The sequence below is a fragment of the Streptomyces sp. SCPE 10 genome (genome assembly GCF_051980735.1).
GTDB classification, from domain to species: domain Bacteria; phylum Actinomycetota; class Actinomycetes; order Streptomycetales; family Streptomycetaceae; genus Streptomyces; species Streptomyces misionensis.
The window spans coordinates 762735-788480 of record NZ_CP197069.1; the positions used below are offsets into that span (position 1 = coordinate 762735).

Below are 25746 nucleotides of genomic sequence, written 5' to 3' on the forward strand. Positions count from 1 at the left end.
CTTCAGGCGGTGCCGCCCGTGCGGCGGCCGCCCAGCGCCTCGTCGCGGACCCGGGCGCAGCTGCGGCTGATCAGCCGGGAGACGTGCATCTGGGAGATGCCGAGCCGGTCCGCGATCCGGCTCTGCGTCATGTCCTCGAAGAAGCGCATGTAGAGGATGGCCCGCTCACGCTCCGGCAGCCGGCGCAGCCCCTCCTTCGCGGCCTCGCGGTCGATCACCACGTCGTACGAGCCGTCGGCGGCGCCGAGGGTGTCGGCGAGACTGTAGCCGTCGTCGCCGCTGGACATCTCGGCGTCCAGGGAGAGGGTGCTGAAGCTCTCCAGCGCCTCCAGGCCGGCGGCGACGTCCTCCTCGCTGAGCCCGGTGTGGGCGGCGATGTCGGCGACGGTGGGTTCCGGGCTGCCGGGGTTCTGGGTGAGTTCCCGGCGGGCCACGCGTACGCGGTTGCGCAGTTCCTGCACCCGGCGCGGGACCCGCAGGGCCCACATCCGGTCGCGGAAGTGGCGCTTGACCTCGCCGGTGATGGTCGGCACGGCGTAACTCTCGAACGCGCCGCGCGAGGGGTCGTACCGGTCGACGGCCTTCACCAGGCCCAGCGCCGCCACTTGGCGCAGGTCCTCCACGGACTCGCCGCGGTCGCGGAACCGGCCGGCGATGCGGTGCGCCATGGGCAGCCAGGCGGCGACCAGTTCATCGCGTACGGCGTCCCGCTCGGGACCGTCGTCCAGGGCCGCAAGCCGGGTGAACAGCTCCACGGTGTCGGGAGCGTCGTCGTGGCTCCGTCGTGCGGTCGCGGCGGTGGTGGCGGGCGTGCCGGGACGGCTTGTCGACATATCGGTCAGCATGCGGATTCGCTCCTGAACGTGGTGTCTGGGCGCTGCCGGAACGTGATTCCGGTTCTGGCCCGAACGGTGCTGTCAGGGTTCGCCGCGGGAACGCCCAGGGCCCACCGAGAGGGGGCCCGGTCCTGACGTTCCCGCCGGGCGCGCGCCTCCGGTCCGAAGCACGAGATTCCGTCTGCCCCCCGGCCCCGGGGGCAAACACCCGCGCCGGAAGGAATCGCGGGGCGCTGGTGAGAGGCGTGCGGTGGCAGGGGTGTGGCGTGGGGGAACGGGGGTGATCCAGGGGCGGGAACGATGCGCGGCACGGAGCGCCGGTCGTCGGCGCACGCTTCACGGAAGCGAACGTGGATACGGGACATGGGGGCGTCCGCAGGGCGCGGCGAGCGGGGCCCCCGGGGCCGGGCGGGGCCTCGGGGCGGTGCCCGGGGCGCTCAGCCCAGCGGTACCACCGCCGTGATCCGCTTGCCTCCGCATGGCAGCTCGCAGACACGGACGTCCCGGGCGAGGTCGCAGACGATGGGCCAGCCCCGGCCGTGGCGGCGGGTGAGGGTGTGGTCGTCGGCGGGGGCGGTGGCGACCGGGAGTTCGTCGCTGCGGTCGCTGACCGAGACCCGGACGCCGCCGGAGTCCACGTCCACGTCGAAACCGGTGATGCCGCCGCCGTGCACGATGGCGTTGGTGGCGAGTTCGGAAGTGACCAGGAGTGCGTCGTCCATGACCTGCGGTCGAAGCGGCAGATGCCGCGCCCGGCACCGCTCGGTGACCACGCGCTGAACGGTTCTGCGGGCGTCGGCCGGGCGGCACGGTGGCCGGCGCGCGGGTTCGTCCGTCGGGGCAAAGCGGCCGGTCCGGTGTATCTCTGGCATCCCTTCCCTCCCTGGGCACTGCCGGGAATACACGCTCTCTCCCTGTCCGGCTCACCCTTGACGGCCCCCTCAAACACGCTGGGTGCCGGTGTCATCACCACGCCCGGACGGGGTACCCGTGCCCCATGACCGACGTGGTGGACGCGGACGAGTTGCTGCGGCGCATCCAGCGGGGCAGGGACCGCGCGGCCGAAGGGGCACGGCTCTGGGCGGACCGCGCCCAGGCCCTGACGGCCGGCGATCCGAACGGCGCGCGGGACGCTGCGGCGCGGGCACGGGCGTACGAGGCGGTGCTGCGGGTGCTGGACGAGATCGTCCGGCCGGGCGGGCCCCCGCTGACGGCGGAGGGCGTGAGACGGCTCACCTAGGGTCCGGTTGTGTGAATCGCCCCCGAGTGGTTTATCGTTCATCCATAAGTGATGCGGAGCGGCTCACCGAACCTCCGCCTCACCCTGAACTGCCCTGGCTGGCCTCCCCCGTCCAGCCAGGGCTTTTTTCTGCCCGCGCGCCGACAGCCGGGAAGAAAACCGCGTCCTTCGAGGTGCCCTGGGCGGCGCCAGCGGCTGAAATGGGTGTGACGAACGCACCCGGCCCGTACAGAGCCCCGCAGCACCCGAACCGCCGCCGGCGAGGAGCCCGCGCCATGACCAAAGCGATAAAACTGCTGACCGCCCTGCCCCAGGCGCAGCGTGAACGTCTGATGGAGCTGGCCAAGGAGGTGTCCTTCCCGGAGGACACCCGTATCTTCGAGGCGGGCGGCACGGCCGACCGGTTCTGGGTGATCCGTTCGGGCGCGGTCCATCTGGAGCAGGAGGTCACCGCGCGGAAGCGGGTGACCGTGGGCACGCTCGGCGCGGGCGACCTGCTCGGCTGGTCCTGGCTCTTCCCGCCGTACCGGTGGGACTTCGGCTCGGTGGCCTTCAGCAATGTGCGCGCCTACGAGTTCGACGGGCCCTCGGTGCTCGCGCTGTGCGTGGAGGACCCGCTGCTCGGGCTGTCGCTGGTGCGCTCGGTGGCCGAGATCCTCGCCCACCGGCTGGAGATCACCCGCGGCAAGCTGATGGAGCAGTACGCGGTGAGCCGCCGCAGCCCGCTGTAGGGCCTTCCGGGCCGGGTCTCGCCGAGCGGACCCGGCCCGGAAGGAAGGCCCCGGTCCTCAGATCCGGTAGCGGCGCAGCGCCGGAACGGCCGCGGCCAGGGCCAGCATCAGCACGACGACCAGGGCGCCGCCGCCCGCGACGGCCGCGCGCGGGCCGAGCAGGGAGCCGGCGGTGCCGTGCAGCACGTCGGCCAGCCGCGGGCCGCCCGCCACCACGACGGTGAACACGCCCTGCATCCGGCCGCGCATCTCGTCGGTCGCGGCGGACAGCAGGATCGCGCCCCGGAACACCATCGAGATCATGTCCGCGACACCGGCCGCGGCGAGGAAGGCCAGCGCGACCCACAGATTGCCGCTGAGCCCGAACCCGGCGATGGCCACGCCCCAGCCGACGACCGCGCCGATGACCATCCAGCCGTGCCGGCGGGCCCGGGAGAAGACGCCCGAGAACAGCCCGCCGAGCACCGCGCCGACCGGGATGCCGGCGAACAGCACGCCGAGCGCGAGCCCCTCGCCCCACCCGTCGTAGGTCTGCGCGGCCAGCTGCGGGAACAGGGCGCGGGGCATGCCGAACACCATGGCGACGATGTCGGCGAGGAAGGACAGCAGCAGCACCTTGTGCCCGGATATGTAGCGGAACCCGTCGGCTATCTCGCGCACCCCGGCACGGCGGGCGGGGCCGTCGCCGAGCGGGGGCAGCGCGGGCAGCCGGAAGACGGCCCACACGGTGACGCACAGCGCGAGGGCGTCGATCAGGTACAGCTCGGGCAGCCCGATCACCGGGATGAGCACCCCGGCGAGCAGCGGACCGGCCACCAGTCCGGTCTGCATCACGGTGGAGCTGAGCGCGTTGGCCGCGGGCAGTTCCCGGGCCGGGACCAGCCGGGCGATGGAGGCGTTGCGGGCCGGGGAGTTGAGGCCGAAGAAGGCCTGCTGGAGCGCGAGCAGCACCATGAGGACGACGACCGAGTCCAGTCCGCCGGCGGCCTGCGCCCAGAACAGCAGGGAGGTCACCGCGATGCCGATGTTGGTCACCAGCAGCAGCTTGCGGCGGTCCACGGTGTCGGCGACCGCCCCGCCCCACAGCGCGAACACCACCATGGGCACCAGACCGGCGAGGCTGGCGTAGCCGACCCAGGCCGAGGAGTGGGTGATGTCGTAGATCTGCTTGGGTACGGCGACCGCGGTGAGCTGACTGCCCACGGAGGTGACGATGGTCGAGGACCACAGACGCCGGTAGGCGGGGATGCGCAGCGGGCGGGTGTCCATCGCCCAGCGCCGCCAGCCCCGGCGGGGTGGGTTGTCGGCCGTCGGGGCGTCGTCGCCGGTCTCGGTCGTGCTCTCGCTCGTGTTCACGGATGTCCTGGTTGCTCGTTACATCTTTTCAGTTCGAGAGCCTAACTATCGCATCCGTCCGACCGGGAGACCCGTCTCGGCCTTCGGTGGGCGGCGGGACGCCCCGCGCTCAGCCCCCGAGGAGCAGGGAGCCGCCCAGCACCAGCATGGTGGCGGCGACCAGGCCGTCCAGGATCCGCCAGGCGCCGGGCCGGGCCAGATACCGGCCGAGCAGCCGGGCGCCGAAGCCGAGCGCGGTGAACCAGCACAGGCTGGCGAGCGCGGCGCCGAGCCCGAAGGTCCAGCGCAGCGGGCCCCGGTCGGCGGCGAGGGACCCCAGCAGGAACACGGTGTCCAGATAGACGTGGGGATTGAGCCAGGTCATCGCCAGACAGGTGAGCACCGCCCGGCGCCGGGAACCGGCCGCCTCGCCCGCCGCGGTCAGGCCGGTGGCGGCCGGGCGCACCACCCGGCGCGCGGCGAGCAGCCCGTAGCAGAGCAGGAAGACGCCGCCGACGATCCCCACCGCGCGGACCGCGCCCGGCCAGGCCACCACCAGGGCCCCGACACCGCCGACGCCGAGGGATATGAGCACCGCGTCGGACAGGGCGCAGATCCCGACCACGGCGAGGACGGCGTCCCGGCGCACCCCCTGCCGCAGGACGAAGGCGTTCTGGGCGCCGATGGCGACGATCAGGGACATGCCGGTGCCGAACCCGGCGACCGCGGCGGTCAGGGTGGTGTCATTCATGCGCTCGAAACTAAGGACGCCAGGGGCTCAAGTACAGCTAAAGATTCTTACGTATCCTTAGCGCTCGTGATGGACCTTCCTCTGGACCAGGTACGGACGCTGCTCGCGGTGGTCGACGAGGGCACCTTCGACGCGGCGGCTGCGGCCCTGCACGTGACGCCGTCGGCGGTCAGCCAGCGGGTCAAGGCCCTCGAACAGCGCACCGGGCGGGTGCTGCTGCAACGGACCAAGCCGGTGCGGCCCACGGAGTCCGGCGCGGTGCTGGTGCGCTACGCCCGCCAGCTCGCCCGGCTCGAACGCGACGCGTGGGGCGAGCTGGGGCTCAGCGGCGCCGGGGAGCCCACCCGGGTGTCGGTCGCGGTGAACGCGGACTCGCTGGCGACCTGGTTCCTGCCCGCGCTGAGCCGCGCACCGGGGCTCTGCTTCGAGCTGCACCGCGAGGACGAGGGGCACACGGCGGTGCTGCTGCGCGAGGGGCTGGTGATGGCCGCGGTGACCTCGTCGCCCGATCCGGTGCCCGGCTGCACGGCGCGCCCGCTCGGCCGGATGCGCTATCTCCCGGTCGCCGAACCGGAGTTCGCCCGCACCCGGCTCGCCGGCCGGCCCCTGGTGGACGGCCTGACCACGGCGCCCGTGGTGGTCTTCGACCGCAAGGACGACTTCCAGGACGCCTATGTCCGCCGGCTGGGCGGTGCCTCGGCCGGTCCGCTCCGGCACCACGTGCCCACCTCGGAGGGCTTCCTCGACGCGGTCGCCGCGGGCCTCGGCTGGGGCATGGTGCCCGAGGTCCAGGCGTACCCCCTGCTGGACGAGGGCCGGCTGACCCTGCTCGCCCCCGGCGAGTGGATGGACGTCACCCTGTACTGGCAGCAGTGGAAGCTCGACTCCCCCGCGCTGGCGGCACTGGCCGACGCGGTGACGGCCACGGCCGCCGAGGCCCTGCGACGCTGAGAGCCAGAAGTGGCCGAAAAACATCGGTCGGGCGAGGATCCACGGCCCGATGCGGCCGCCGCCGTTTCACTCCGCGACGACCGGTCACCCGCATCCGGAACGCCTTCGACAGGACACGGACAGTTCCCGATCCGATCCAGGAGACTTCCATGGAGAACTGGCGCGATCATGCCGCGTGCCGTCATGAGGACCCCGATCTCTTCTTCCCCATAGGCACCACCGGGCCCGCCCAGGTGCAGGCCGAGCGGGCCAAGGAGGTGTGCGGGCGCTGCCCGGTCCGGCAGCAGTGCCTCGACTGGGCGCTGGACACCGGCCAGGGCATCGGCGTCTGGGGCGGTACCACCGAGGTGGAGCGCCGGGCGCTGCGCCGCCGGGCCCGCTCCCACCCGCGCTCGGGCTGACCGGGTGCCGGTTCAGCCGCCGCCGCGGCGCAGGGTGCCCCACTCCCGCTCCTGCCGGCTCACCTCCGCGCGGGCCGCCTCGATCACCTCGTCGGCGATCCAGCACAGCGGCTCGACCTCGGTCACCAAGGGCTCGTTGTCGGGGCCCCGGGCGATCTCCCGGCCCGTGAGGACCCACGGGCGCACGCCGGGCCCCTTGTCGTGGGGCAGATGCGCGTAGTCGTACAGGCGGCGGGCCGTCCACAGCTGGAGCGAGCGGTCGCCCCACCACCCCTCCACGTCAAGGGAGTTGGCGGACAGCCCGGGCATCGGGACGCCGGTCAGCTCGTCGATGCTGGAGGCGGACCGGAGGTCGACGCCGGGCCCCTTGGACCAACGCACGTACAGGCCGCGGTGCCGGGCCACCAGCTCGGCCGCCTCGGCGAGCGTGGACACGGTGGGCAGATCGTCCGATGCGCTCATGAGGTCCGGGGTACCCCCGGGAATCGTGGGGAACCGGGCGCTCCACGTGGCCCCGCTCACGGCTCCTCGCCCGGCGCTTCCCCGGCCGGCAGCCGCAGGGTGAACACCGAACCCGTACCGGGCTCGCTCGCCGCCCGCGCGGTGCCGCCGTGCGCGGCGACCAGCTGGCGGACGATGGACAGCCCGAGCCCGCTGCCCCCGGTGCGGCGGCTGCGGGACTTCTCCGCGCGCCAGAACCGTTCGAAGACCCGCGGCAGATCCTCGGGGGCGATCCCGGAGCCGGTGTCGGCGACGGTGAGCACCGCGTCCGCGCCGTCGCGGCGGGCGGTCAGCGTGACCGTGCCGTCGGCCGGGGTGTGCCGCAGCGCGTTGGAGACGAGGTTGCCGAGCACCTGCCGCATCCGCACCGGGTCGGCGTCCAGCCAGACGGCGGGGTCGGCCTCGGTCACCAGCGTGACCCGGGCGGCGTCCGCGGCCACCCGGTGCGCGGCGGCGACCTGGGCCAGCAGCTCCGGCACCGGCAGCGGCTCGCGGCGCAGACGCAGCGTGCCCGCGTCGGCGGCGGCGAGGTCCTGGAGGTCGTCGATGATCCGCTGGAGGACGACCGCCTCCTCGTGCAGCGAGTCCAGCAGACCCGGGTCGGGCTCCACCACGCCGTCGCGCATCACCTCCAGCCAGCCGCGGATGTTGGTCAGCGGGCTGCGCAGTTCGTGCGCGATGTCGCTGACCATGGCCTTGCGCTGGGCCTCCAGGCGTTCGCGGCGCTCGGTGAGGGCGTTGAACGCCTCCGCGAGGATGCCGGTCTCGTCCCGGGTGGTCACCGGCACCCGCACATGCCGCTCGGGCGGCGCCTGCGCGGCCTCGGTCAGCGCGCGCAGCGGCCGGACCAGCCGGACCGCGACGGCGGCGGTCACCGCGACGGTGACCGCGAGGACCAGCCCGGCGGCGGAGACCACCTTGGCCTTGTTGGCCGGGGACATGTCGAAACGGGAGGGGTTGCGGTCGCCGATGCCGAGGAACAGCTCGGCGGCCGGGGCGACATAGGGCTCCAGCTGGGTGCGGCGGGCGGTGAGCACACAGCCCTGGGCCGCCCGCACGGTGCCGCCCTGGGCGGCGGCGAGCTTGGCGAGCAGCGGGCCGCCGCCGAAGTGGTCCTTGGCGCCGGGCTCGTAGCGGGGGAACAGCGGCCGGTCGCCGATCGCCAGGCCCGCCTGCCGCAGGCAGGGGCGGGCGAGGCCGGACAGCGCGTCCAGGGCCCTGCTCTCGGTCGGCGTGGGAGCGCTCAGCCGTCCGTCGTCGCAGCCGGTGAGGCCGTGGCCGGCGGGGTCGCCGCCGTCGGTGTCGGCGAGCACGGGGCGTCCGCTGGGGGTGCGGGTCACGGTGACCCGGATGCCGTAGCGGGCGTAGCACCGCTGGTCCCGGTCGGCGAGCGCGGCCAGTTCGGCGCGTTCCCCCGCGGGCAGCAGGTACGGGCCGACCGCGCGCGGGTCGATGCCGCTGAGCTGGGCGCCGGTCTCGCTGTAGGTGTCGGTGCGCAGCGGGTCGACGCCCGCGGCGGGCCGCGGCGGCAGCGGGGTGCCGCGGGGCGCGGAGTCGGCCAGCAGGGCGCGGTCGGGGGTGGTGAGCGCGATCCGGCGGCCGGTGCGGTCGGCCAGATCGCGCACGGTGCGGTGGACGCCGGACCAGTCGGGGTGCGTGGCCGCGTATCCGCTGAGTTCGGCGAGGATGCTGTTGTCGACGGCGAGGTCCTGGCCCTGCTCCTCCTTCAGGGCGCTGGTGGTGGTGGTCACCGCGAGCCAGGCGGTGGCCGCCACCGAGCAGACGGCGATCAGCGCGGAGACGGACAGCAGACGGACGAGGAGCCGCTTGCGCAGCGGGATCCGGCGCCGTGCCGCCGGGGGCCGGCTCCCCCGCCGTGTCCGGAATCTCACATCCGGCCCCCGCTGAGCTTGTAGCCGACGCCGAACACGGTGAGCAGCCGGACGGGACGCCGGGGATCGGCCTCGATCTTGCGGCGCAGGTTCATGATGTGCACGTCGATGGCCCGTTCGGTGGAGGCCCGGTCGAACCCGCGGGCGCACTGGAGGAGTTGGTGCCGGGTGAACACCCGCTCGGGCTCGGCCGCCATGGCCAGCAGGATCTGGAACTCGGCCGGGGTGCACTCCACCAACGCACCGTCGCAGCGCACCTCGTGCCGCACGGGGTCGACGCTGAGCCCGGCGGCCCGCACGGCCGGGTCGTCGCCGCGCGTGCTGCCGCTGCGCCGCAGCACGGTGCGGATGCGGGCCATCAGTTCGCGCGGGCTGTACGGCTTGGTGAGGTAGTCGTCGGCGCCCAGGTCGAGGCCGAGCAGCAGGTCGTCCTCGCCGGAGCGGGCCGTGAGCATCACCACGGGTACCGCCGACTCGCCGTCGTCCCGCCGCAGTCGGCGGCAGACGTCGAAGCCGTCGAGGACCGGCAGCATCAGGTCGAGGACGAGCAGGTCGGGCCGCAGGCGGCGGGCCGCGTCGAGCGCGGCCGCGCCGTCGTGCACCACCGTCGCGGTGTGTCCCTCGGCCAGCAGGGAGCGGCGGATCAGTTCGGCCTGTTTCTCGTCGTCCTCGGCGACCAGCACATGTGCGCACACAAGTGCGGATCCTAAGCGGCTCAAGCGGCGAGCCAGTCGGCGTACCCCATCGCGACGATCGGGTGCCGCGCCGGGTCGAGGGTGCGCAGCAGTTCCTTCATGTGTCCCTTGGAGACGCTGACGCAGCCGTGGGTGGGGCCGCCGTGGTCGACGTGCAGCCAGACGCCCCCGCCGCGGTTCTCGCCCAGCGGGCGGGTCCAGTCCAGCGGGGAGGTGCCGGGCTTGCGGTTGTAGTCGATGGCGATGACGTAGTCGAAGCAGCCGTCCAGGGGTTCGCCCTCGAAGCCGGTGCCGGGCGAGTGGAACCGGAGGGACTGGTGGTACGGCAGCTTGCTGCCGGGGTCGGGCAGCAGCCCCCCGGCGTCCGAGAGGGTGTAGACGCCGAGCGGGGAGCGCAGGTCGTTCAGCATGTGGTGGGCGCTCCAGCCGCGCAGGGCGTTGTGCGCGGGCCAACTGGGGCCCGCCTGCCAGCCGTCGGCGGTGCGCTGGTGCAGGACGACCGTGCACTGCGGGGAGTTGCGGCCGCGCCCGGTGGCGACGACGACCTGGCTGCACTGCTCCGGTATCGCCGCCGAGCGGGTGGGTCCGAGCCCGGGTATGCCCTGGTGGGCCTGTTCGGCCTGGGAGGTGGTGGCCGTCGCGGGTGCCGGCCGGGTGGGCGGCGTGCGGCGCCCGGTCCCCCCGGCCCCGCCGCCGCATCCGGTGAGCAGCAGCGGGGAGGCGAGGAGGCCGACGGCGGTTCTGCGGTTGATCATGCTGTCGAGCTTCGCCGACGGTTATGTGGAATTGGTAAGAATTCAGCCTCTGTTCGGCTTGCCCTTCGTGAACAGCCAGGTGTGGAAGAGGGGATCCAGCCGCTTGCCCGACTCCTTCTCCGCGAGCCGGACGAACTGCGCGGTGGTGCCGTGCCCGTCGCGGTGCCCGGTGGCCCAGGCGCGCAGGATGCGGAAGAAGGCCGGGTCGCCGACCGTCTTGCGCAGCTCGTGCAGGGCCATGGCGCCGCGGTCGTAGACGGGGGTGCCGAAGATGTTCTCGCCGCTGCCCGGGTCGCCGGGCGGGTAGGCCCACAGTCCGTCGTCCGCCGGGCGGGCGTAGAGGGCGTCGAAGGTCTTCTGGGCACTGGCGCCGCCGTGCTGTTCCGAGTAGAGCCACTCCGCGTAGGTGGCGAAGCCCTCGTTGAGCCAGATGTCCTTCCAGGAGGTCAGCGACACCGAGTCGCCGTACCACTGGTGGGCGCTCTCGTGCACGAGGGTGAGGAGGCCGGGCGCGGAGTCGTAGAGCGGGCGGGTCTGGGTCTCCAGGGCGTAGCCGACGTCCGCGTGGTCGACGATGGACCCGGCGGACGTGAACGGGTAGGGCCCGAACAGCTTGCTCTCCCACTCCAGGACGGAGGGCAGCTTGGCGAGCACCGGGGCGGCGGTCTCGGCCTCGCGGGGGTCGACGGCGTCGTAGACCTGGATGCCGTCGCGGGTGGTGTACCGGTGGACCTGGAAGGTGCCGATGGTGGCGGTGGCCAGGTAGGCGGCCATCGGCTGGGTCTCGCGCCAGCGGAAGGTGGTCTCGCCCCCGGCGGTGCGCTGCCCGAGCAGGACGCCGTTGGCGACGGCGGTGCGGCCCCTGGGCACGGTGATCGTGAAGTCGTACGACGACTTGTCCTTGGGGTGGGCGTTCGCCGGGAACCAGGTCATGGCGCCCTGCGGTTCGTTGGCGACGAACGCGCCGTCGTCGGTGGGGATCCAGCCGTCCGCCGAGCCGTCCGGGTCGGTGACCGGCTTCGGGGTGCCGTGGTACCTGACGGTGACCGTGAAGTCGTGGCCCGCGCGCAGGGCGTGGCGCGGGGTGACGACGAGTTCCTGTCCGGAGCGTTCGACGGCGGTGGCCGCGGTGCGGTCGACGGTGACGCCGTCGACCGTCAGCCCCTTCAGGTCGAGGTCGAAGCGGGTGAGCGGCTGGGTGGCGCGGGCGGTGAGGACCGCGGTGCCGGTCAGCCGGCCGCCGCTTCGGTAGCGCAGCGTCAGGTCGTAGTGGCGCACGTGGTAGCCGCCGTTGCCGCTGAGCGGGAAGTACGGGTCGCCCGCGCCGGCCGCCCCGGCGGTGCCCGTCCCGGCCGGTGCGGCGGCGCCGACGAGGGCGGCGACGGCGACGGGGACGGTGGCGAGGACCGCCCGGCGGCCGAATGCCGTGCCACGGCGGCGTGCGGGCTGTCTGCGGGGTGGCGTCACGTGCGCTCCTTGTCGAGGGCTGGTGCTCGGCTGGCCCACAGACTAGGGCCTCTCGTTCGGATCGTGCCGGGCCCGATCCGAACGAAAGACCCTGGGCCTCCCGGCGGCCCGGGCTCCGTCTCATTCTGGCCACGTGGCGCCGAACGGCGCGTGCCGGCCCGGCGCAGTACGCTCGCGGGAACGGCCCCTGGTGTGAAGGAGGGTCCTGGCCATGAGCGTGCGGGTACGCCGGATCTACGAGGAACCCGATGCCGACGACGGCCTGCGGGTCCTGGTCGACCGGCTCTGGCCGCGCGGGGTGGCCAAGGAGGAGGCGCACGTGGACGAATGGCCCAAGGGGCTCACCCCGTCGCCCGAGCTGCGCACCTGGTTCCACGGCGGCGGCTCGTACGAGGAGTTCCGCCGCCGCTACGAGGCGGAACTGGACGCCCCCGAGGCCGCCGAGCTCCTCGACGGCCTGCGCACGTCCGTCCGCGAGGGCCGTGTGACCCTGCTGACGGCGTCGAGGACACCGGAGCGCAGCCACGCGCAGGTCCTGCTGGAGCGGCTCGGCGGCTGACCCCGCGCGAACCGGCCAGGCGCCGGACGGCCGGGCTCAGCCCGTCTGGCGGGCGGCGTGCCGGCCCGCGGCGCGGCCGGAGAAGAGGCAGCCGCCGAGGAAGGTGCCCTCCAGGGAGTTGTAGCCGTGCACCCCGCCGCCGCCGAAGCCGGCCACCTCGCCCGCCGCGTACAGCCCCTCGATCGGGCTGCCGTCGGTACCGAGGGCCCGCGAGTCGAGGTCGGTCTGGATGCCGCCGAGCGTCTTGCGGGTGAGCACGTGCAGCCGTACGCCGATCAGCGGGCCCGCGGCCGGGTCCAGCAGGCGGTGCGGAGCGGCGACCCGGCCGAGGCGGTCGCCGAGGTAGCGGCGGGCGTTGCGGATGCCCTGGACCTGGGAGTCCTTGCTGTACGGGTTGGCCATCTGGAGGTCGCGGGCCTCGATCTGGCGGCGCACCCCGGCGGCGTCGAGCAGCGGCTTTCCGGTGAGGCCGTTCATCTTCTCGACCAGGTGCTCCAGGGAGCCGGCGGTGACGAAGTCGGCGCCCTTGTCGAGGAAGGCCTGCACCGGGCCGGGTGCCCCCTTGCCGAGGACCCGGTCGCGCAGCACCGCCTTGCGGTCCTTGGCGGTGATGTCGGGGTTCTGCTCGGAGCCGGAGAGGGCGAACTCCTTCTCGACGATCTTCCGGGTGAGGATGAACCAGGAGTGGTCGTAGCCCGCGATGTCCTCGGTGGTGCGCAGATACTTGAGGGTGTTGAGGGTGTCGTAGCCGGGCAGGCAGGGGTCGGGCAGCCGGCGGCCGAGGGCGTCCAGCCAGATGGAGGACGGGCCGGGCAGGATGCGGATGCCGTGTCCGGGCCAGACCGGATCCCAGTTCCGCAGGCCCTCGGTGTAGTGCCACATCCGGTCCCGGTTGACCAGCCGGACGCCGGCCGCCGCGCTGATGTCGAGCATGCGGCCGTCGACGTGGGCGGGCACGCCGGTGACCATCTCGGCGGGGGGCGTGCCGAGGCGGGCGGGCCAGTGGCGGCGCACGATGTCGTGGTCGGCGCCGATCCCGCCGGTGGTGACGACGACGGCCTGGGCGGTGAGTTCGAAGTCGCCGACGCGCTCGCGGTTGCTGGCGACGCCGCGCGGTGCGTCGTCGGGGGCGAGGACGGTGCCGCGTACGCCGCGGGCCGTGCCGTCCTCGATGACCAGTTCGTCCACCTGGTGGCGGTGGTGGAAGGTCAGCAGCCCGTCGCGGGCGGCCTGCCGGGCGTGTTCGACGAAGGGGCCGACCACTCCGGTGCCGGTGCCCCAGGCGATGTGGAAGCGGGGCACGGAGTTGCCGTGTCCGTCGGCCCTGAGGTCGCCGCGCTCGGCCCAGCCGACGGTGGGCAGCAGTTCGATGCCGTGGCCCCGGAGCCAGGACCGCTTCTCGCCGGCCGCGAACTCCACGTAGGCGCGGGCCCATCGGACCGCCCAGGAGTCCTCGTCCTCGATCCGGTCGAACTGCGCGCTGCCGCGCCAGTCGTTCCACGCCAGTTCGAAGGAGTCCTTGATGCCGATGCGGCGCTGTTCCGGGGAATCGACGAGGAAGAGCCCGCCGAAGGACCAGTACGCCTGGCCGCCCAGGTTGGCGGCGTTCTCCTGGTCGACCAGGGCCACCGAGCGTCCCCGGCTGGTGAGTTCGTGGGCGGCGACCAGGCCGGCGAGGCCCGCTCCGACGACGATGACGTCCGCGTCCATGACGTGGGGTTCCTTCCTCAGTGCGTGGATGAGGGGGTGGCGGCGGGCGGCGCGGTGCCGCCGTCGGTGAGCAGGGCGGTGAGCAGTTGCTTGAGCCAGGTCCGGGCGCGATCGACGTCCTTGTCCAGCAGCAGCTGGACGGTGACGCCGTCGTACGCGGCGACCACGGCGTGCGCGGCGCCCGCCACGTCGCCGAGCACGGCGGGCAGCGCGGTGTGGCCCCGGGCCCGGAAGAGGCGGTCGGCGACGGCCTCGCGCAGCCGGGTCCGGTGGTCGAGGAGGGCCCCGGCGACGGCCGGGTCGCGCGCGGCGTGCACCAGGAAGTCGGTCTTCACCAGCAGCCAGTCCACGTCGAGCAGCAGCACCTCGGTGACGCGGTCCACGGCGGCCGGTACGTCGAGGCCGGGGCCGTCCTCGGCGAGGGCGCCCGCGACCTGGTCGGCGATGAGGTCGGCGCGCTCCTGGTAGAGGGCGAAGAACAGCTCGTCCAGGGTGGCGAAGTTGGAGTAGAAGGCGCCGCGGCTGTACCCGGCCGCCTCGCAGACCTCCTCGATGGAGACCCGCCCGAAGCCCTTGGCGGCGAACACCCGGAACGCGGCGTCGAGCAGCCGGGCACGGGTGTGCGCCCGGCGCCGGGGGACGCGCTCGGCGGTCTCCTGCATGGTGGCACCTCGCTTTCGATACAGGAATGTATCCAATACATCCATGTATCGAAAGGGGGTGGGAAGTGCTGGCCGCGCGGGGCGTGGCGGGGCGGCGAGTGATCAAAATGGAACGTATTTTCGATTAAGGAGTATGCTGGCCCCATGGCCACGCACCTCCAGGGCTCCCTGTTCGACCAGACCGACGAGCTGGGACTCGGCCCGCTGGACGGACTGCGCCGCACCGTGCTGGGCGCCGGCGCCTGGATCGACGTGCTGCCGGGCTGGCTCGGCGGCGCCGACACCCTGTTCGAGAAACTCGCGGCGGAGGTGCCCTGGCGCGCCGAGCGCCGCAAGATGTACGACAACGTGGTCGCCGTGCCCCGCCTGCTGGCCTTCTACGGTGCGGCGGACCCCCTCCCCCACCCCGTCCTGGACGAGGCCCGCGCCGCGCTGTCCCGGCACTACGCCGAGGAGCTGGGCGAGCCGTTCACCACCGCCGGGCTGTGCTTCTACCGCGACGGGCGGGACAGCGTGGCCTGGCACGGCGACCGGGTCGGCCGGGGCTCGCACGAGGACACCATGGTGGCGATCCTCTCCGTGGGCGAGCCCCGCGATCTGCTGCTGCGCCCCGCCGGCGGGGGCGGCGCGACGGTGCGGCGGCCGCTCGGGCACGGCGATCTGATCGTGATGGGCGGCTCCTGCCAGCGCACCTGGGAGCACTGCGTGCCGAAGACGGCTCGGGCGGCGGGACCGCGGATCAGCATCCAGTTCCGGCCGCACGGCGTGCGCTGAGACTCCGGCCGACCCCTTTGCGGCGCGTGGTACCCGGTCTGGTTGGCTGTCCTTCCGACGATCAACGACCCCGGGGGCGGAGACAGCATGCGGGCACAGGTACACCAAGTCGCCGACGGCACCTATCTGGTGCACGGCAACAACGTCAACTGGGTGATCCTCAAGGACGGGGACGCCATCACACTGATCGACACCGGCTACCCCGGGGACCGGCCGGGAGTCCTGGAATCCCTCGCGGCGGTGGGCGGTTCACCCGAGGCGGTCGCCGCGGTGCTGATCACCCACGCGCACAACGACCATCTGGGCTCGGCCGAGTACCTGCGCACCACCCACGGCACGCCCGTCTACCTCCACCCGGCCGAAGTCCCGCACGCCCGCCGGGACTTCCTGCACCAGGCCACCATCGGCGACGTGGTCCGCAACGCCTGGCGGCCGGGCCTGCTGCCCTGGGCGGCGCACGTCATCAAGGTCGGCGGCATCGAGCACAACCCGGTCACCGCGCCCGAGCCGTTCCCCGCCGAGGGCCCGCTGGACCTGCCGGGCCGCCCGGTGCCCGTGCACACCCCCGGCCACACCGACGGCCACTGTGTCTACCACCTGCCCGAGGCGGGCATCGTGATCTCCGGCGACGCCCTGGTCAGCGGGCACGCCACCTCGCGGGTCAAGGGACCGCAGCTGCTGCACGGCTTCTTCCACCACGACGGCGGCCAGGTGCTGGACTCCCTGGACGTGATCGCGGCGCTCGACGGCGACACCCTGCTGCCCGGCCACGGCCCGGTCCACCGGGGCGCGGTGCGCGCCGCCGCCGAACAGGCCCGGGACCGGGCCACCCGCAGGTCCCGGGGCCGGGCCTGAGATCCGGGTCCCGGGCCCTACGGGTGCGGGACCACCGCCACCGGGCAGTCCGCGTGGTGCAGCACGCCGTGGGCGACCGAGCCGATGCGGGCCCCCACGGCGGTGCGCCGGGCCCGCCGGCCGACGACCATCAGCTGGGCCCGGCCGGCCAGTGACAGCAGCACCTGCCCGGCGCTGCCCATCTCCACCTGCTCGGCCACCGGGACCCCGGGGAACCGCTCGCGCCAGGGCCGCAGCGCGTCGGCCAGGGCCTGCTTCTCGTACGGTTCGAGACCGCCGGCCTCGTCCAGCAGCCTGAGCGAACCGGGGCTGTAGGCGAAGACCGGCGGCAGGGTCCACGCCCGCACGGCCCGTACGGTGGCGCCGCGGGCCGCCGCCGTCTCGAAGGCGAAGCGCAGCGTGGCCGCGCTGTCCTCCGGGTCGCCGTGCTGGCCGACCACCACCTCCCGCCCGGCCGCCTCCGATGCCGGGCGGTCCCCGGCGCGCACCAGCACCACGGGCCGGGTGGCCTCGGCGATGACCTGCTGCCCGACGGAGCCGAGCAGGAAGCCGACGACCGGTCCGTGCCCGCGCGAGCCGAGCACCAGCATCTCGTCCCGCGAGGCCGCGCGGCCCAGCGCCGCCACGGCGCCCTCCTCGACCACGTCGACGCTCACCGTGAGCGTCGGGTGCCGCTCGGCGAGCGCGCGCACCGTCTCGGCCACGCCCTGCTCCGCCCAGCCCCGCTGGGTCTCCCGGTCGGCCCCGGCGAGCCTGTCGGCGTGGTGCCACGCGTGCAGCACCCGCAGGGGCAGGTCCCGGCGCACGGCCTCCCGGGCCGCCCAGTCGAGCGCGGCCCGGCTCTCCTCCGTGCCGTCGGTCCCTGCCGTGATCGGCCGTGTCATGCCTGGTCTCCTCGTCGTCCCGGGGTGCGTGCTGCCGGTGCCCACTATCGGGCACCGCGCGGCGCTCCCCGCGCCCGGCCCCGCGCCCGCCCGGACGAACCAGGGCGAAGGCGGGCGATCGACCATACGATGGGCGCGTACCGGTGCGATGGCAGCGCGGCGACGGGCCCCGGGACATCCGGTGACGGTCCGGCGGCGCTCACCACGGCATCCCGCGGCCGACACGGAGGAATCCGCATGAGCACCCCCGAGGGCATCGATCCGAACGTCCCGCCGAGCGGCACCGGCTGCGTGGAGTGCGAGGCCGCGGGCGGCTGGTGGTTCCATCTGCGCCGCTGCGCCCAGTGCGGGCACATCGGCTGCTGCGACGACTCCCCCGCCCGGCACGCCACCGCGCACCACCGGGCCACCGGGCACCCGGTCATCCGCAGCTTCGAGCCGGGCGAGCAGTGGTTCTGGGACTACACCACCGAGGAGTTGTACACCTCGGGGCCCGAACTCGCCCCGCCCGCCGGTCATCCCGCCGACCAGCCGGTGCCGGGTCCCGCGGGGCGGGTGCCGAAGGACTGGGCGCGCGGGTCGGGGTGAGCCCCGGCGCGCGCGGGGCGCCCGGCTCAGCGCCCGCACTCCAGGCGGTCCAGGTCGACGCCGTCGGCGAGGGCCCGCATGCCCCGGTCGCCGGGGTGCAGACGGTCGCCGCCGTCGAGGTCCGGCCGCAGCCGCTCGGGGTCGCGGGGGTCGCGCAGCACCCGGTCGAAGTCGGCGACGGCGTCGAACTCCCCGCTTTCGCGGACGAACCGGTTGACGTCCCGGCGTACGGCCTCGATGCCGGGGTTCCATTCCGGCCGGCCCTTGAACGGGCCGATGGTCGCGGCGACCACGCACAGGTGGGCGGCGTGCGCCCGCCGCACGATCCGCCGGTACCCGGCGATCAGGTCGGCCGCGGTGGCGCCGGGGCGGGCCTTGAGGTCGTTGACGCCCTCGAAGAGGAAGACGGTGCGCACCCCCGGCAGCGACAGCACGTCCCGGTCCAGTCGGTGCAGGGCGCTGGGCCCGGCGTCGTCCGCGAGCACCTTGTTGCCGGAGATGCCTTCGTCGGCCACGCCCTCGACGGCGGCGCGGGCCGCGCGCAGGCGCCGGGCGAGGTGGTCGGGCCAGCGGCGGTCGGTGTCCGGGGTGGACCTCTCGCCGTCGGTGAGGGAGTCGCCGAGCACGGCCACGGCGCCGGTCGCCGGGCGGTCCGGCCGTACGGAGACGGCGTCGAGGTACCACCATGAGCCGGTGGTGCCCGTCCAGTGCGCGGCGTCCGGCTCGGCGGTGTGCGCGCCCTGCCCGGTGTACGACGTCCGCAGCGCCATCCGGTGGCCGCTGGCCGGCCCGGCGGCGTGCGGGGTGTGCAGGCTGACGGCGAGGTCCGTGCCGGCCGGCAGCCGGCCGGGCAGCGGGTCGCTCCAGGCCATGGCGCCGACGGGCAGGGTGATCCGGCGGGCGCCGCGGAAGGTCAGCGGGCGGTTGTCGCCGGGGCGCAGGGTGGCACCGCGCAGGCGCGGTCCGGCGTAGACGTGGTCGAGGGTCAGCGGGCGGTCGCCGAAGGCGTTGGTGAAGCGGACGCGGGGCGCGCTGCCGCCCACGCTGGTGTGCACGATCATCCGGTAGTCCCGGCCCGCCGCACCCGGGCCCAGCCGCTCGGCGCTCGCCGCCCAGGTGACCACACCGGAGGGGTGCCCGGTGGCGCCGGGCGGGTGGGGTGCCGCGCGGGCCGGGCCGGCCTGGCAGGCGACGGCCGTCAGCAGGGCGGCGGCGACGCGGCAGCCGCGCCCGCACCGGCCGGTCACGGGGTGCCCGGTCCGCCGGGTCCCGGCCGGGCCCCGGGGGACGTGTCGGCGTGTCCCACGCTCGTCATGGTCGCGCCGCCACGCCGGCCGCGCACCTCGGTGGGCGCTCTCGCCGGGGGTGCCCATCCGCTGTCCCTCTCGCCGTACGGTCCCGGTCTCGCCGCCGGGGCGGGTGCCCGGGAGCGGCGCCGCGATGCGGGTGCCGCGCGTGACCCGCGCCCCGGAGCCGGGCCCGTCCGGGGCGTCGTCACGCGCGTTCGGCGGTTCGGCGGCGGACCCGCGGATGCCCCGCGCGGGGCGGGGCATCCGGTGGTGCGAGGGGCCGTCAGTGCCTGGCGGCCGGCGTGTTGGCGGCGGTGACGTCGACCGCGGCCCACGCCTTGTCCACCGTCTTGTACTCGGTGCTGCTCGCGCCGTACAGGTCCTTGGCCGCCTTCAGCGTCGCGACGCGCGCGTCGTGGAAGTCGGTCGTGGAGACCATGTAACGGGTGAGCGCCCGGTAGAAGATGGCGGTGGCCTTGGTGCGGCCGATGCCCTTCACCGTGGACTTGTCGTACGTCGGCGAGTCGTACGCGACACCGTTGATCGTCTTCTTGCCGCTGCCCTCCGCGAGGAGGTAGTAGGCGTGCGACGAGACGCCGGAACCGGCGTGCACCTCGGTGCCGTACGTGTCCGGCGTCCAGTAGTCGATCGTGCCTTCGAGCTTGTCGAGCGAGGGGTGGTCCAGGCGGCGCAGGAACTTCTGCCCGATGCCCAGCTTCTCGCCGATCAGGTAGTCGGGCGTGTCGCTCTTGTTGGCCGCGAAGAACTCGACGTCGGAGCCGAAGATGTCCGCCAGCGACTCGTTGAGCGCGCCCGGCTCGCCGTACTGGTTGCCGTCGGGGTCGACGTAGGTCGGCTCCAGCTTCGCGGTGGAGTCCACCACGCCGTGGGTCAGTTCGTGACCGGTGACGTCCAGGACGACCAGCGGCTTCCTGAAGGTCCGCCCGTCGCCGTCGCCGTACAGCATGCAGTCGCAGGTGGGGTCCCAGAACGCGTTGGCGACCTTGTTGCCCCAGTGGACCATGCCGTGGGCGGCCTTGCCGTTGCCGGCGATCCCCTTGCGCCCGAACGTCTTCTTGTAGAAGTCCAGGGTCTTGGTGATGCCGTACTGGGCGTCGGCGGCGGCGCTGGCACGGTTGGCGGTCGTGCCGTTGCCCCACACGTTGACGGTGCTGGTGAACTTCGCGCCGGCGCCGAAGCTTTCGGGGCTCCTGCCCTTGGCGTCGCGCACCTCGGTGCCGTACCGGGTGGGGTCGGCGAGCTGGTAGTGGCCGCGCGAGGTCTGCGTGGTGGTGAGGCCGACGCTGCCGACGAAGAGCGTCTTGCCGGTGCCGCTCGCGGCCGACGGGTACGACGTCCTGGCACCGGTGGTGGTGCCCGAGCCGGCCAGGGCGGCGCTGCGCGCGGCACCGACGGCCGGGTCGAGCGTCACGCCCTTCTCGCGCAGGGAGGCGAGCAGCTTGGGCGACAGGAACTGGTCGCTGTCGGGGGTGTTGCTGCGTACCTTGCCGGTGACGGCGTCCACGACGACGGTGTTGGTGCCGTCCTGGGCGGTCACGGTCACCTGGTAGGCGAGCGCGGAGGCGCCGCCCCGGGCGTCCACGACGAGCCGGGCGGTGCCCGCCTCTCCCTGGGCGGCCTTGGCGGCCTTGGCGGCGGCCTGGCCCGCGGTGAGCCTGGCCCGCGTGGCGGCGGCCGGCTCGACGGTGTGGTCGGCGGCGCGGGTCACGCCCGTGTAGCCAAGCGCGTGGTCGAGGTGGACCACGAGGTCGCCGCCGAGCACCGGCATGCCGTCGTGGGTGCGCTCGAAGCGGACGTGCCGGGCGCCCTCCGGGTCCAGCATGACGTCCTGGGCCCGCAGTTCGTCGCCCGGCGTGACCCCGGTCGCGGTGGCGTGCGCGAAGGCCGCGGTGCGCGCCGCGCTCACCACGGCGGTGTCGGCGTTGGTGGCGGACGCGACGGAGCGCGCCTCCCCCGTGGTGGTGGGTCCCGCGAAGGCCGTACCGGCCAGGCCCGTGGCAGCCGTCGTCACCGCGACGGCGACCGCCACCGAGCGTATGTGCGGTTTACGCAATCTGATCAGGGTTCCTTCTGTGAAGGGCGGCGGGATCGTCGACCGCCCTGTGACATGGCGCGATCGCGCGCCACGGGGGCTGGTCGGGCCCCGGAGGGTCACCCTTACGGATCAGTCATGTGCACGTAAAGCTGGAATGATCCATTTCGCGATCTTCTATGGCAATCCTTTGCAAACAAAGGCCAGAGAGTGATCGCTGGTTGACCAGCTGTGTGTCGACTGTGGAGATGCCGCCCCGATCCCCTAGGTTCCCAGGCCGGAATGTGACTGACGTCGCATCAACAGACGTACGGATGGGAGTGGATGCCCGATGGTGTCAGCCACGGTGGGCAGGGGCGCGGTGCTCGGTGCGGTCACGCTGGCCCTGCTGGCGGTCCCGGCGCAGGCCGCGACCGCTCAGGTGAAGTCCCCGGCCGCGGCCGGACTTCCGAAGCCCGACCCGGCGGGCCTGGCCCGGGTGCTGCGCTCGGCGGTGGACCAGGGCGCGCCCGGCGCGCTCGCCCGGATCGACGACCACGGCACGACGTACACGGCCACGCACGGGTTCGCCGACCGCGGCACCCGGCGGGCCATGGCGGCCGGCGACCGGTTCCGCGTCGGCAGCGTCACCAAGACCTTCTCGGCCGTCGTGCTGCTGCAACTCGTCGACGAGCACAAGCTGTCGCTGGACGCGCCCGTCAACCGGTATCTGCCCGGGCTGCTGCCGGACGACCGGATCACCGTCCGCCATCTGCTGAGCCACCGCAGCGGACTGTACGACTACACCAACGACATGTTCGCGAACAGCGTCCCCGGCTTCGAGGCGGTGCGGAACAAGGTCTTCACCTACCGCGAACTGGTCGCGCTGTCCCTGAAGCACCCGCGCACCAACGCGCCCGGCGCCGCCTACTCCTACTCCAACACCAACTTCGTCGTCGCGGGCATGCTCATCGAGAAGCTCACCGGGCACTCCGTGGCCACCGAGTACCGCAAGCGCGTCTTCGAGCCGCTGAAGCTCGCCGACACCTTCTACGTCCACCCCGACACCCGTATCCCGGGCGCCCACGCCCACGGCTACCTCACCCCCGACAAGGCGGGCGACCCCCTGGTGGACGCCACCGACCAGACGGTGTCCTGGGCGCAGAGCGCGGGCGCCGTCATCTCCAGCGCGCGGGACCTCGACACGTTCTACGGCGCGCTGCTGGGCGGCAGGCTGCTGTCCCCGGCACGGCTCGCCGAGATGGAGAAGACGACGCGGGTGAACGCCACGACCGCGTACGGGCTCGGGCTGCGCCGGCGCGATCTGTCCTGCGGGGTCTCGGTCTACGGGCACACGGGCACGGTGCAGGGCTACTACACGTACGCGTTCGCCACCAAGGACGGCGGCCGCCGGATGACCGCCGTCGCCACCACCTCGAACAACGGCAAGGTGCTCGACACCCTCGCGGGGACCCTGGAGTCGGCGTTCTGCGGCAAGCCGAAGAAGGGCTGACTCCCGGCGGGCGGATCACGATCTTGGCGGAATGCCCCCTTCCGGGTCAGGATTCCCCCATGAAGGGTGATCTTTTCTCCAGCCGGCACGTGGTGCGCCCCGCCGCCGAACCGGGCATGTCCGTCGAGAACGCCAAGTGCCTCAAGTACACGGTGGACGGTGAGATGTACGCCCGCCAGGGCGCGATGGTCGCCCACCGCGGCAGCCTCCGCTTCGAGCGCAAGGGCCAGGGCGTCGGCGGCATGCTCAAGCGCGCCGTCACCGGCGAGGGGCTGCCGCTGATGGCGGTGCGCGGGCAGGGCGAGGTCTGGCTCGCGCACGAGGCGCAGAACTGCTTCGTCCTGGAGCTGGAGCCCGGCGACAGCTTCACCGTGAACGGCCGCAACGTCCTGTGCTTCGACCCGACGTTGTCGTACGAGATCAAGACGGTGAAGGGCACCGGCATCACCGCGGGCGGCCTGTTCAACAGCGTGTTCACCGGACACGGCCGGCTCGGCCTGGTGTGCGAGGGCAACCCGCTGGTCATCCCGGTGTCGGCCGAGCAGCCGGTGTACGTCGACACCGACGCGGTGGTCGGCTGGACCGAGCGTCTGGAGACCTCGCTGCACCGCTCGCAGTCGATGGGGTCGATGCTGCGGGGCGGCTCCGGGGAGGCCGTCCAGCTGATGCTGCGCGGCGAGGGCTTCGTCGTCGTGCGGCCGAGCGAGCTGACCCAGCACAAGCCGCAACAGCACTGACGGGCGGGCGCCGTTGACCTGGGATCGCCGCACGCGTCAAGGTGCGTGCGGCGCGGTTCCCACCCCCGCGCCGGAAGGGTGAAGCACCTTGATCGGCATCTCGGACATCGAAGCCGCCGCCCGGCTGATCGCCCCGCACGTGGTGCGGACGCCGACCGTGGCGAGCCCCGGGCTCAGCGCGCTGCTCGGCGTCCCCGTCACCGCCAAGCTCGAACTCCTCCAGCGCACCGGCTCGTTCAAGGCCCGCGGGGCCGCGGCGAAGCTGCTGTCGCTGGGCGAGGCCGAGCGGGCGGCCGGCGTGGTCGCGGTCAGCGGCGGCAACCACGGCATCGCGCTCGCGGTGATGGCGGCGGCCCTCGATGTGAAGGCGACGGTGGTGATGCCCCGCACCGCGCCCGCCCGCTCCCTCGCGCTCGCCGAGGCGGCCGGGGCGACGCTGCGGCCGACCGACGGCATGGACAGCGCCTTCGAACTGGTGACCAGGCTCAGGGACGAGGGGCTGACCCTCGTCCACCCGTTCGACGACCCGACGGTGATCGCCGGGCAGGGCACGGTCGGTCTCGAACTGGCCGAGGACGCGGCCGACGAGCCGACCGACGTCGTCGTCAGCATCGGCGGGGGCGGCCTGATCGCGGGCGTCGCGGCCGCGCTCCGGGCCCGCCGCCCCGGCGTCCGGGTGTGGGGCGTGGAGACCGAGGGCGCCGAGGCGATGTCCGCCGCGCTGAAGGCGGGCGGTCCGGTGCCGGTGCCGCTGTCCTCGGTGGTCACCACGCTCAGCGCGCCCTCCGTCTCCCGGCTGACCTACGACCATGTCCGCGAGCTGGTCGAGGAGGTGCTGGTGGTGCCGGACCAGGAGGCCGTGCGGGGCTGCCTGGAGCTGGCCGACCACGCCAAGGTGTGGGCGGAGCCCGCCGCGGGCTGTCTGCTGCCCGCCGCCCGCGAGGTCGTCTCCCGGGTCGGCCCCGGCGCCCGGCTCGGGCTGGTGGTCTGCGGCGGCAACACCGCGCTCGGCGAGCTGACCGGCTGGGCGGACCGCTTCGGCCTGCGATAACTCCCGCCAGTCCGCCCGAGGCCGTTTTCCGGCGGCAAGCCCGGGGACTCGGTCCGCATGGTGCAAATCGGATACACGATGATGACCGAGCAGGCCGGTCCCCGGGAGCTGGTGGACCACCTGGTGCGCGCCGAGGAGGCCGGGTTCGACTTCTCGGTGACCTCGGACCACTACTTTCCGTGGCTGCGCTCGCAGGGCCACTCCCCGTACGCGTGGAGCGTGCTCGGCGCCGCAGCCCAGGCCACCTCGCGGATTCCGCTGATGACCTACGTGACCTGCCCCACCCGGCGCTACCACCCGGCCGTGGTGGCACAGAAGGCGGCCACCATGCAGCTGCTGTCCGAGGGCAGGTTCCGGCTCGGGCTCGGCTCCGGCGAGAACCTCAACGAGCATGTGGTGGGCGGCGGCTGGCCCCCGGTGGACGTGCGGCACGAGATGCTGGAGGAGGCGCTGGAGATCATCCAGGCGCTGTTCCGGGGCGATCACGTCACCTACCACGGGGAGCACTTCGACGTGGAGTCGGCCCGGCTGTGGGACCTGCCGGACCAGCCGCCGCCGATCGGCGTCGCGGTCTCCGGGGAGCAGTCCTGCCGGCTCGCCGGACACCTCGCCGACCTGGTGATCGCGACCGAGCCGAAGGCGAACCTGCTGGAGGCCTTCGACCGGCACGGCGGCGAGGGCAAACCCCGGGTCGGCCAGCTGCCGGTGAGCTACGGCACCGACCGGGACGCGGCCGTCGAGCGCGCGCACAGCCAGTTCCGCTGGTTCGGGCTGGGCTGGAAGGTGAACTCCGAACTGCCGCACCCGGACTCCTTCGCGGCCGCGACGCAGTTCGTCACCCCCGACGACGTGTCCTCCTCCATCCCGTGCGGCGACGACCCGGAGGACTTCGTGGCGGCCGTACGCCCGTACGCCGAGGCGGGGTTCGACGAGATCGCCCTGGTGCAGATCGGCGGGGAGACCCAGCCGGAGTTCCTGGACTGGTCGGCGAAGACCCTGCTGCCCGCGCTGCGCGAGGCGTTCGGCTGACGCCCGCCCACCACGCGTGACAACTTCCGCCGGAACCGGGGTACCCGGAAGATCCACGCCGATCGTCGCGGAGGTCCTCGCGTGAACACGTCCGTGCACACGTCCCTGGTGGTGCAGCTCCACACACCGGGCACCGGCCGGTGCCCGGTGTTCGTCCATCTCGGCTACGACGCCGCCGACCCGTTCGCCGTCACGGCCGTCTTCGCCCACGACGGCCGGGTGCTGGCCCACTGGCGCCTGGACCGGGAGATGCTGGCCGCGGGGCTGTCCGGGCCGGTCGGCATCGGCGACGTACGGCTGCGTCCGGCCGGCACCGGGCCGGGGCACGAGCTGCGCATGGAGTTCCTCGGCGACATCCGTCCCGACGGCGGCCGGCAGCGCGCGGTGGTCTACGCGTGGGCACCGGCCGTCGCCGGGTTCCTGCGCGAGACCCACGCGGTCGTGCCGCCCGGCTGTGAACAGGCCCCGGTGGACGAGCTGTTGGCGGACATCCTCGCCACCGGCTGAG

27 protein-coding genes are annotated in these 25746 nt (G+C 73.7%); 13 read left to right on the forward strand and 14 right to left on the reverse strand.

What is annotated here, in order from left to right:
• Positions 1–2: 2 nt before the first annotated feature.
• Entirely contained in the window at positions 3–845 is an 843-nt protein-coding gene (locus tag ACSP97_RS03615; RefSeq protein ID WP_355148702.1) for a SigB/SigF/SigG family RNA polymerase sigma factor, read from the reverse strand.
• 428 nt (positions 846–1273) lie between these two features.
• Positions 1274–1708 carry an ATP-binding protein gene (locus tag ACSP97_RS03620; RefSeq protein WP_440556292.1) on the reverse strand — a complete coding sequence of 145 codons (435 nt, stop codon included), beginning with the start codon at positions 1706–1708 and terminating at the stop codon, positions 1274–1276.
• 125 nt (positions 1709–1833) lie between these two features.
• Between ACSP97_RS03620 and ACSP97_RS03625 the strand changes: the two genes are divergently transcribed.
• Positions 1834–2076, forward strand: a complete 243-nt coding sequence (locus ACSP97_RS03625; protein WP_358272864.1) for a hypothetical protein — start codon at positions 1834–1836, stop codon at positions 2074–2076.
• 275 nt (positions 2077–2351) lie between these two features.
• Entirely contained in the window at positions 2352–2807 is a 456-nt protein-coding gene (locus tag ACSP97_RS03630; RefSeq protein WP_355527318.1) for a cyclic nucleotide-binding domain-containing protein, read from the forward strand.
• Positions 2808–2864: 57 nt separating this feature from the next.
• Here the strand turns inward: ACSP97_RS03630 and ACSP97_RS03635 are convergent, their stop codons facing one another.
• Complete coding sequence (locus ACSP97_RS03635; RefSeq protein ID WP_358272862.1) at positions 2865–4163, reverse strand: MFS transporter; 1299 nt, start codon at positions 4161–4163, stop codon at positions 2865–2867.
• Positions 4164–4272: 109 nt separating this feature from the next.
• Positions 4273–4893 carry a LysE/ArgO family amino acid transporter gene (locus ACSP97_RS03640; RefSeq protein ID WP_355326792.1) on the reverse strand — a complete coding sequence of 207 codons (621 nt, stop codon included), beginning with the start codon at positions 4891–4893 and terminating at the stop codon, positions 4273–4275.
• 69 nt (positions 4894–4962) lie between these two features.
• On the opposite strand from ACSP97_RS03640, the gene ACSP97_RS03645 reads away from it, so the two are divergent.
• Both ACSP97_RS03645 and ACSP97_RS03650 read left to right on the forward strand, forming a co-directional pair.
• Positions 4963–5844, forward strand: a complete 882-nt coding sequence (locus ACSP97_RS03645) for a LysR family transcriptional regulator ArgP (protein WP_355327146.1) — start codon at positions 4963–4965, stop codon at positions 5842–5844.
• Between the two features lie 149 nt (positions 5845–5993).
• Positions 5994–6245, forward strand: a complete 252-nt coding sequence (locus ACSP97_RS03650) for a WhiB family transcriptional regulator (RefSeq protein WP_355148714.1) — start codon at positions 5994–5996, stop codon at positions 6243–6245.
• A 12-nt stretch (positions 6246–6257) separates the two neighbouring features.
• On the opposite strand, the gene ACSP97_RS03655 is transcribed toward ACSP97_RS03650, so the two are convergent.
• The 5 genes from ACSP97_RS03655 to ACSP97_RS03675 are packed head-to-tail and all read right to left on the reverse strand — an operon-like array spanning position 6258 to position 11555.
• The gene (locus ACSP97_RS03655) at positions 6258–6707 is read right to left on the reverse strand and encodes a DUF6098 family protein (protein WP_355148716.1); all 450 of its coding nucleotides are present in this window, start codon (positions 6705–6707) and stop codon (positions 6258–6260) included.
• 56 nt (positions 6708–6763) lie between these two features.
• On the reverse strand, positions 6764–8638 hold the full coding sequence (locus tag ACSP97_RS03660; protein ID WP_440556293.1) for a sensor histidine kinase: 1875 nt from the start codon (positions 8636–8638) through the stop codon (positions 6764–6766).
• A complete protein-coding gene (locus tag ACSP97_RS03665) occupies positions 8635–9333 on the reverse strand; it encodes a response regulator transcription factor (protein WP_388312623.1) in 699 nt (232 codons plus the stop codon). The genes ACSP97_RS03660 and ACSP97_RS03665 overlap by 4 nt, the downstream gene beginning before the upstream one ends.
• A gap of 20 nt (positions 9334–9353) precedes the next feature.
• Complete coding sequence (locus ACSP97_RS03670; protein WP_355148722.1) at positions 9354–10088, reverse strand: L,D-transpeptidase family protein; 735 nt, start codon at positions 10086–10088, stop codon at positions 9354–9356.
• A 42-nt stretch (positions 10089–10130) separates the two neighbouring features.
• Positions 10131–11555: a M1 family metallopeptidase gene (locus ACSP97_RS03675; protein WP_440556294.1), complete on the reverse strand. Its 1425-nt coding sequence runs from the start codon at positions 11553–11555 to the stop codon at positions 10131–10133.
• 211 nt (positions 11556–11766) lie between these two features.
• Here ACSP97_RS03675 and ACSP97_RS03680 point away from each other — a divergent pair, with 211 nt between their 5' ends.
• Complete coding sequence (locus tag ACSP97_RS03680) at positions 11767–12114, forward strand: DUF488 domain-containing protein (RefSeq protein WP_364730424.1); 348 nt, start codon at positions 11767–11769, stop codon at positions 12112–12114.
• Positions 12115–12150: 36 nt separating this feature from the next.
• Here the strand turns inward: ACSP97_RS03680 and ACSP97_RS03685 are convergent, their stop codons facing one another.
• Positions 12151–13824, reverse strand: coding sequence for an FAD-binding dehydrogenase (locus ACSP97_RS03685; protein ID WP_440556295.1), 1674 nt, complete (start codon positions 13822–13824; stop codon positions 12151–12153).
• A 17-nt stretch (positions 13825–13841) separates the two neighbouring features.
• A complete protein-coding gene (locus tag ACSP97_RS03690; protein ID WP_358272849.1) occupies positions 13842–14486 on the reverse strand; it encodes a TetR/AcrR family transcriptional regulator in 645 nt (214 codons plus the stop codon).
• A gap of 144 nt (positions 14487–14630) precedes the next feature.
• Here ACSP97_RS03690 and ACSP97_RS03695 point away from each other — a divergent pair, with 144 nt between their 5' ends.
• Both ACSP97_RS03695 and ACSP97_RS03700 read left to right on the forward strand, forming a co-directional pair.
• The gene (locus ACSP97_RS03695) at positions 14631–15260 is read left to right on the forward strand and encodes an alpha-ketoglutarate-dependent dioxygenase AlkB (protein ID WP_358272847.1); all 630 of its coding nucleotides are present in this window, start codon (positions 14631–14633) and stop codon (positions 15258–15260) included.
• Between the two features lie 87 nt (positions 15261–15347).
• Positions 15348–16115, forward strand: coding sequence for an MBL fold metallo-hydrolase (locus tag ACSP97_RS03700; RefSeq protein WP_355148734.1), 768 nt, complete (start codon positions 15348–15350; stop codon positions 16113–16115).
• Positions 16116–16132: 17 nt separating this feature from the next.
• On the opposite strand, the gene ACSP97_RS03705 is transcribed toward ACSP97_RS03700, so the two are convergent.
• Positions 16133–16999, reverse strand: coding sequence for a universal stress protein (locus ACSP97_RS03705; protein WP_355527303.1), 867 nt, complete (start codon positions 16997–16999; stop codon positions 16133–16135).
• A 237-nt stretch (positions 17000–17236) separates the two neighbouring features.
• Here ACSP97_RS03705 and ACSP97_RS03710 point away from each other — a divergent pair, with 237 nt between their 5' ends.
• Positions 17237–17587, forward strand: coding sequence for a UBP-type zinc finger domain-containing protein (locus ACSP97_RS03710; RefSeq protein WP_388290193.1), 351 nt, complete (start codon positions 17237–17239; stop codon positions 17585–17587).
• A 26-nt stretch (positions 17588–17613) separates the two neighbouring features.
• On the opposite strand, the gene ACSP97_RS03715 is transcribed toward ACSP97_RS03710, so the two are convergent.
• Together ACSP97_RS03715 and ACSP97_RS03720 are read right to left on the reverse strand one after the other, a co-directional pair.
• A complete protein-coding gene (locus ACSP97_RS03715; protein ID WP_440556296.1) occupies positions 17614–18834 on the reverse strand; it encodes an SGNH/GDSL hydrolase family protein in 1221 nt (406 codons plus the stop codon).
• Positions 18835–19159: 325 nt separating this feature from the next.
• On the reverse strand, positions 19160–20950 hold the full coding sequence (locus tag ACSP97_RS03720) for a M4 family metallopeptidase (RefSeq protein ID WP_440556297.1): 1791 nt from the start codon (positions 20948–20950) through the stop codon (positions 19160–19162).
• A gap of 310 nt (positions 20951–21260) precedes the next feature.
• Between ACSP97_RS03720 and ACSP97_RS03725 the strand changes: the two genes are divergently transcribed.
• The 5 genes from ACSP97_RS03725 to ACSP97_RS03745 all read left to right on the forward strand — a co-directional run bounded on the left by ACSP97_RS03725 (position 21261) and on the right by ACSP97_RS03745 (position 25745).
• Positions 21261–22421, forward strand: a complete 1161-nt coding sequence (locus ACSP97_RS03725) for a serine hydrolase domain-containing protein (RefSeq protein WP_355326816.1) — start codon at positions 21261–21263, stop codon at positions 22419–22421.
• 59 nt (positions 22422–22480) lie between these two features.
• Positions 22481–23158, forward strand: coding sequence for an AIM24 family protein (locus ACSP97_RS03730; RefSeq protein ID WP_355148746.1), 678 nt, complete (start codon positions 22481–22483; stop codon positions 23156–23158).
• Positions 23159–23246: 88 nt separating this feature from the next.
• Positions 23247–24209, forward strand: a complete 963-nt coding sequence (locus tag ACSP97_RS03735) for a threonine/serine dehydratase (protein ID WP_440556298.1) — start codon at positions 23247–23249, stop codon at positions 24207–24209.
• 57 nt (positions 24210–24266) lie between these two features.
• Positions 24267–25238, forward strand: coding sequence for an LLM class F420-dependent oxidoreductase (locus ACSP97_RS03740; protein WP_440556299.1), 972 nt, complete (start codon positions 24267–24269; stop codon positions 25236–25238).
• Positions 25239–25319: 81 nt separating this feature from the next.
• Entirely contained in the window at positions 25320–25745 is a 426-nt protein-coding gene (locus tag ACSP97_RS03745) for an SsgA family sporulation/cell division regulator (protein ID WP_355148752.1), read from the forward strand.
• Position 25746: the final 1 nt, after the last annotated feature.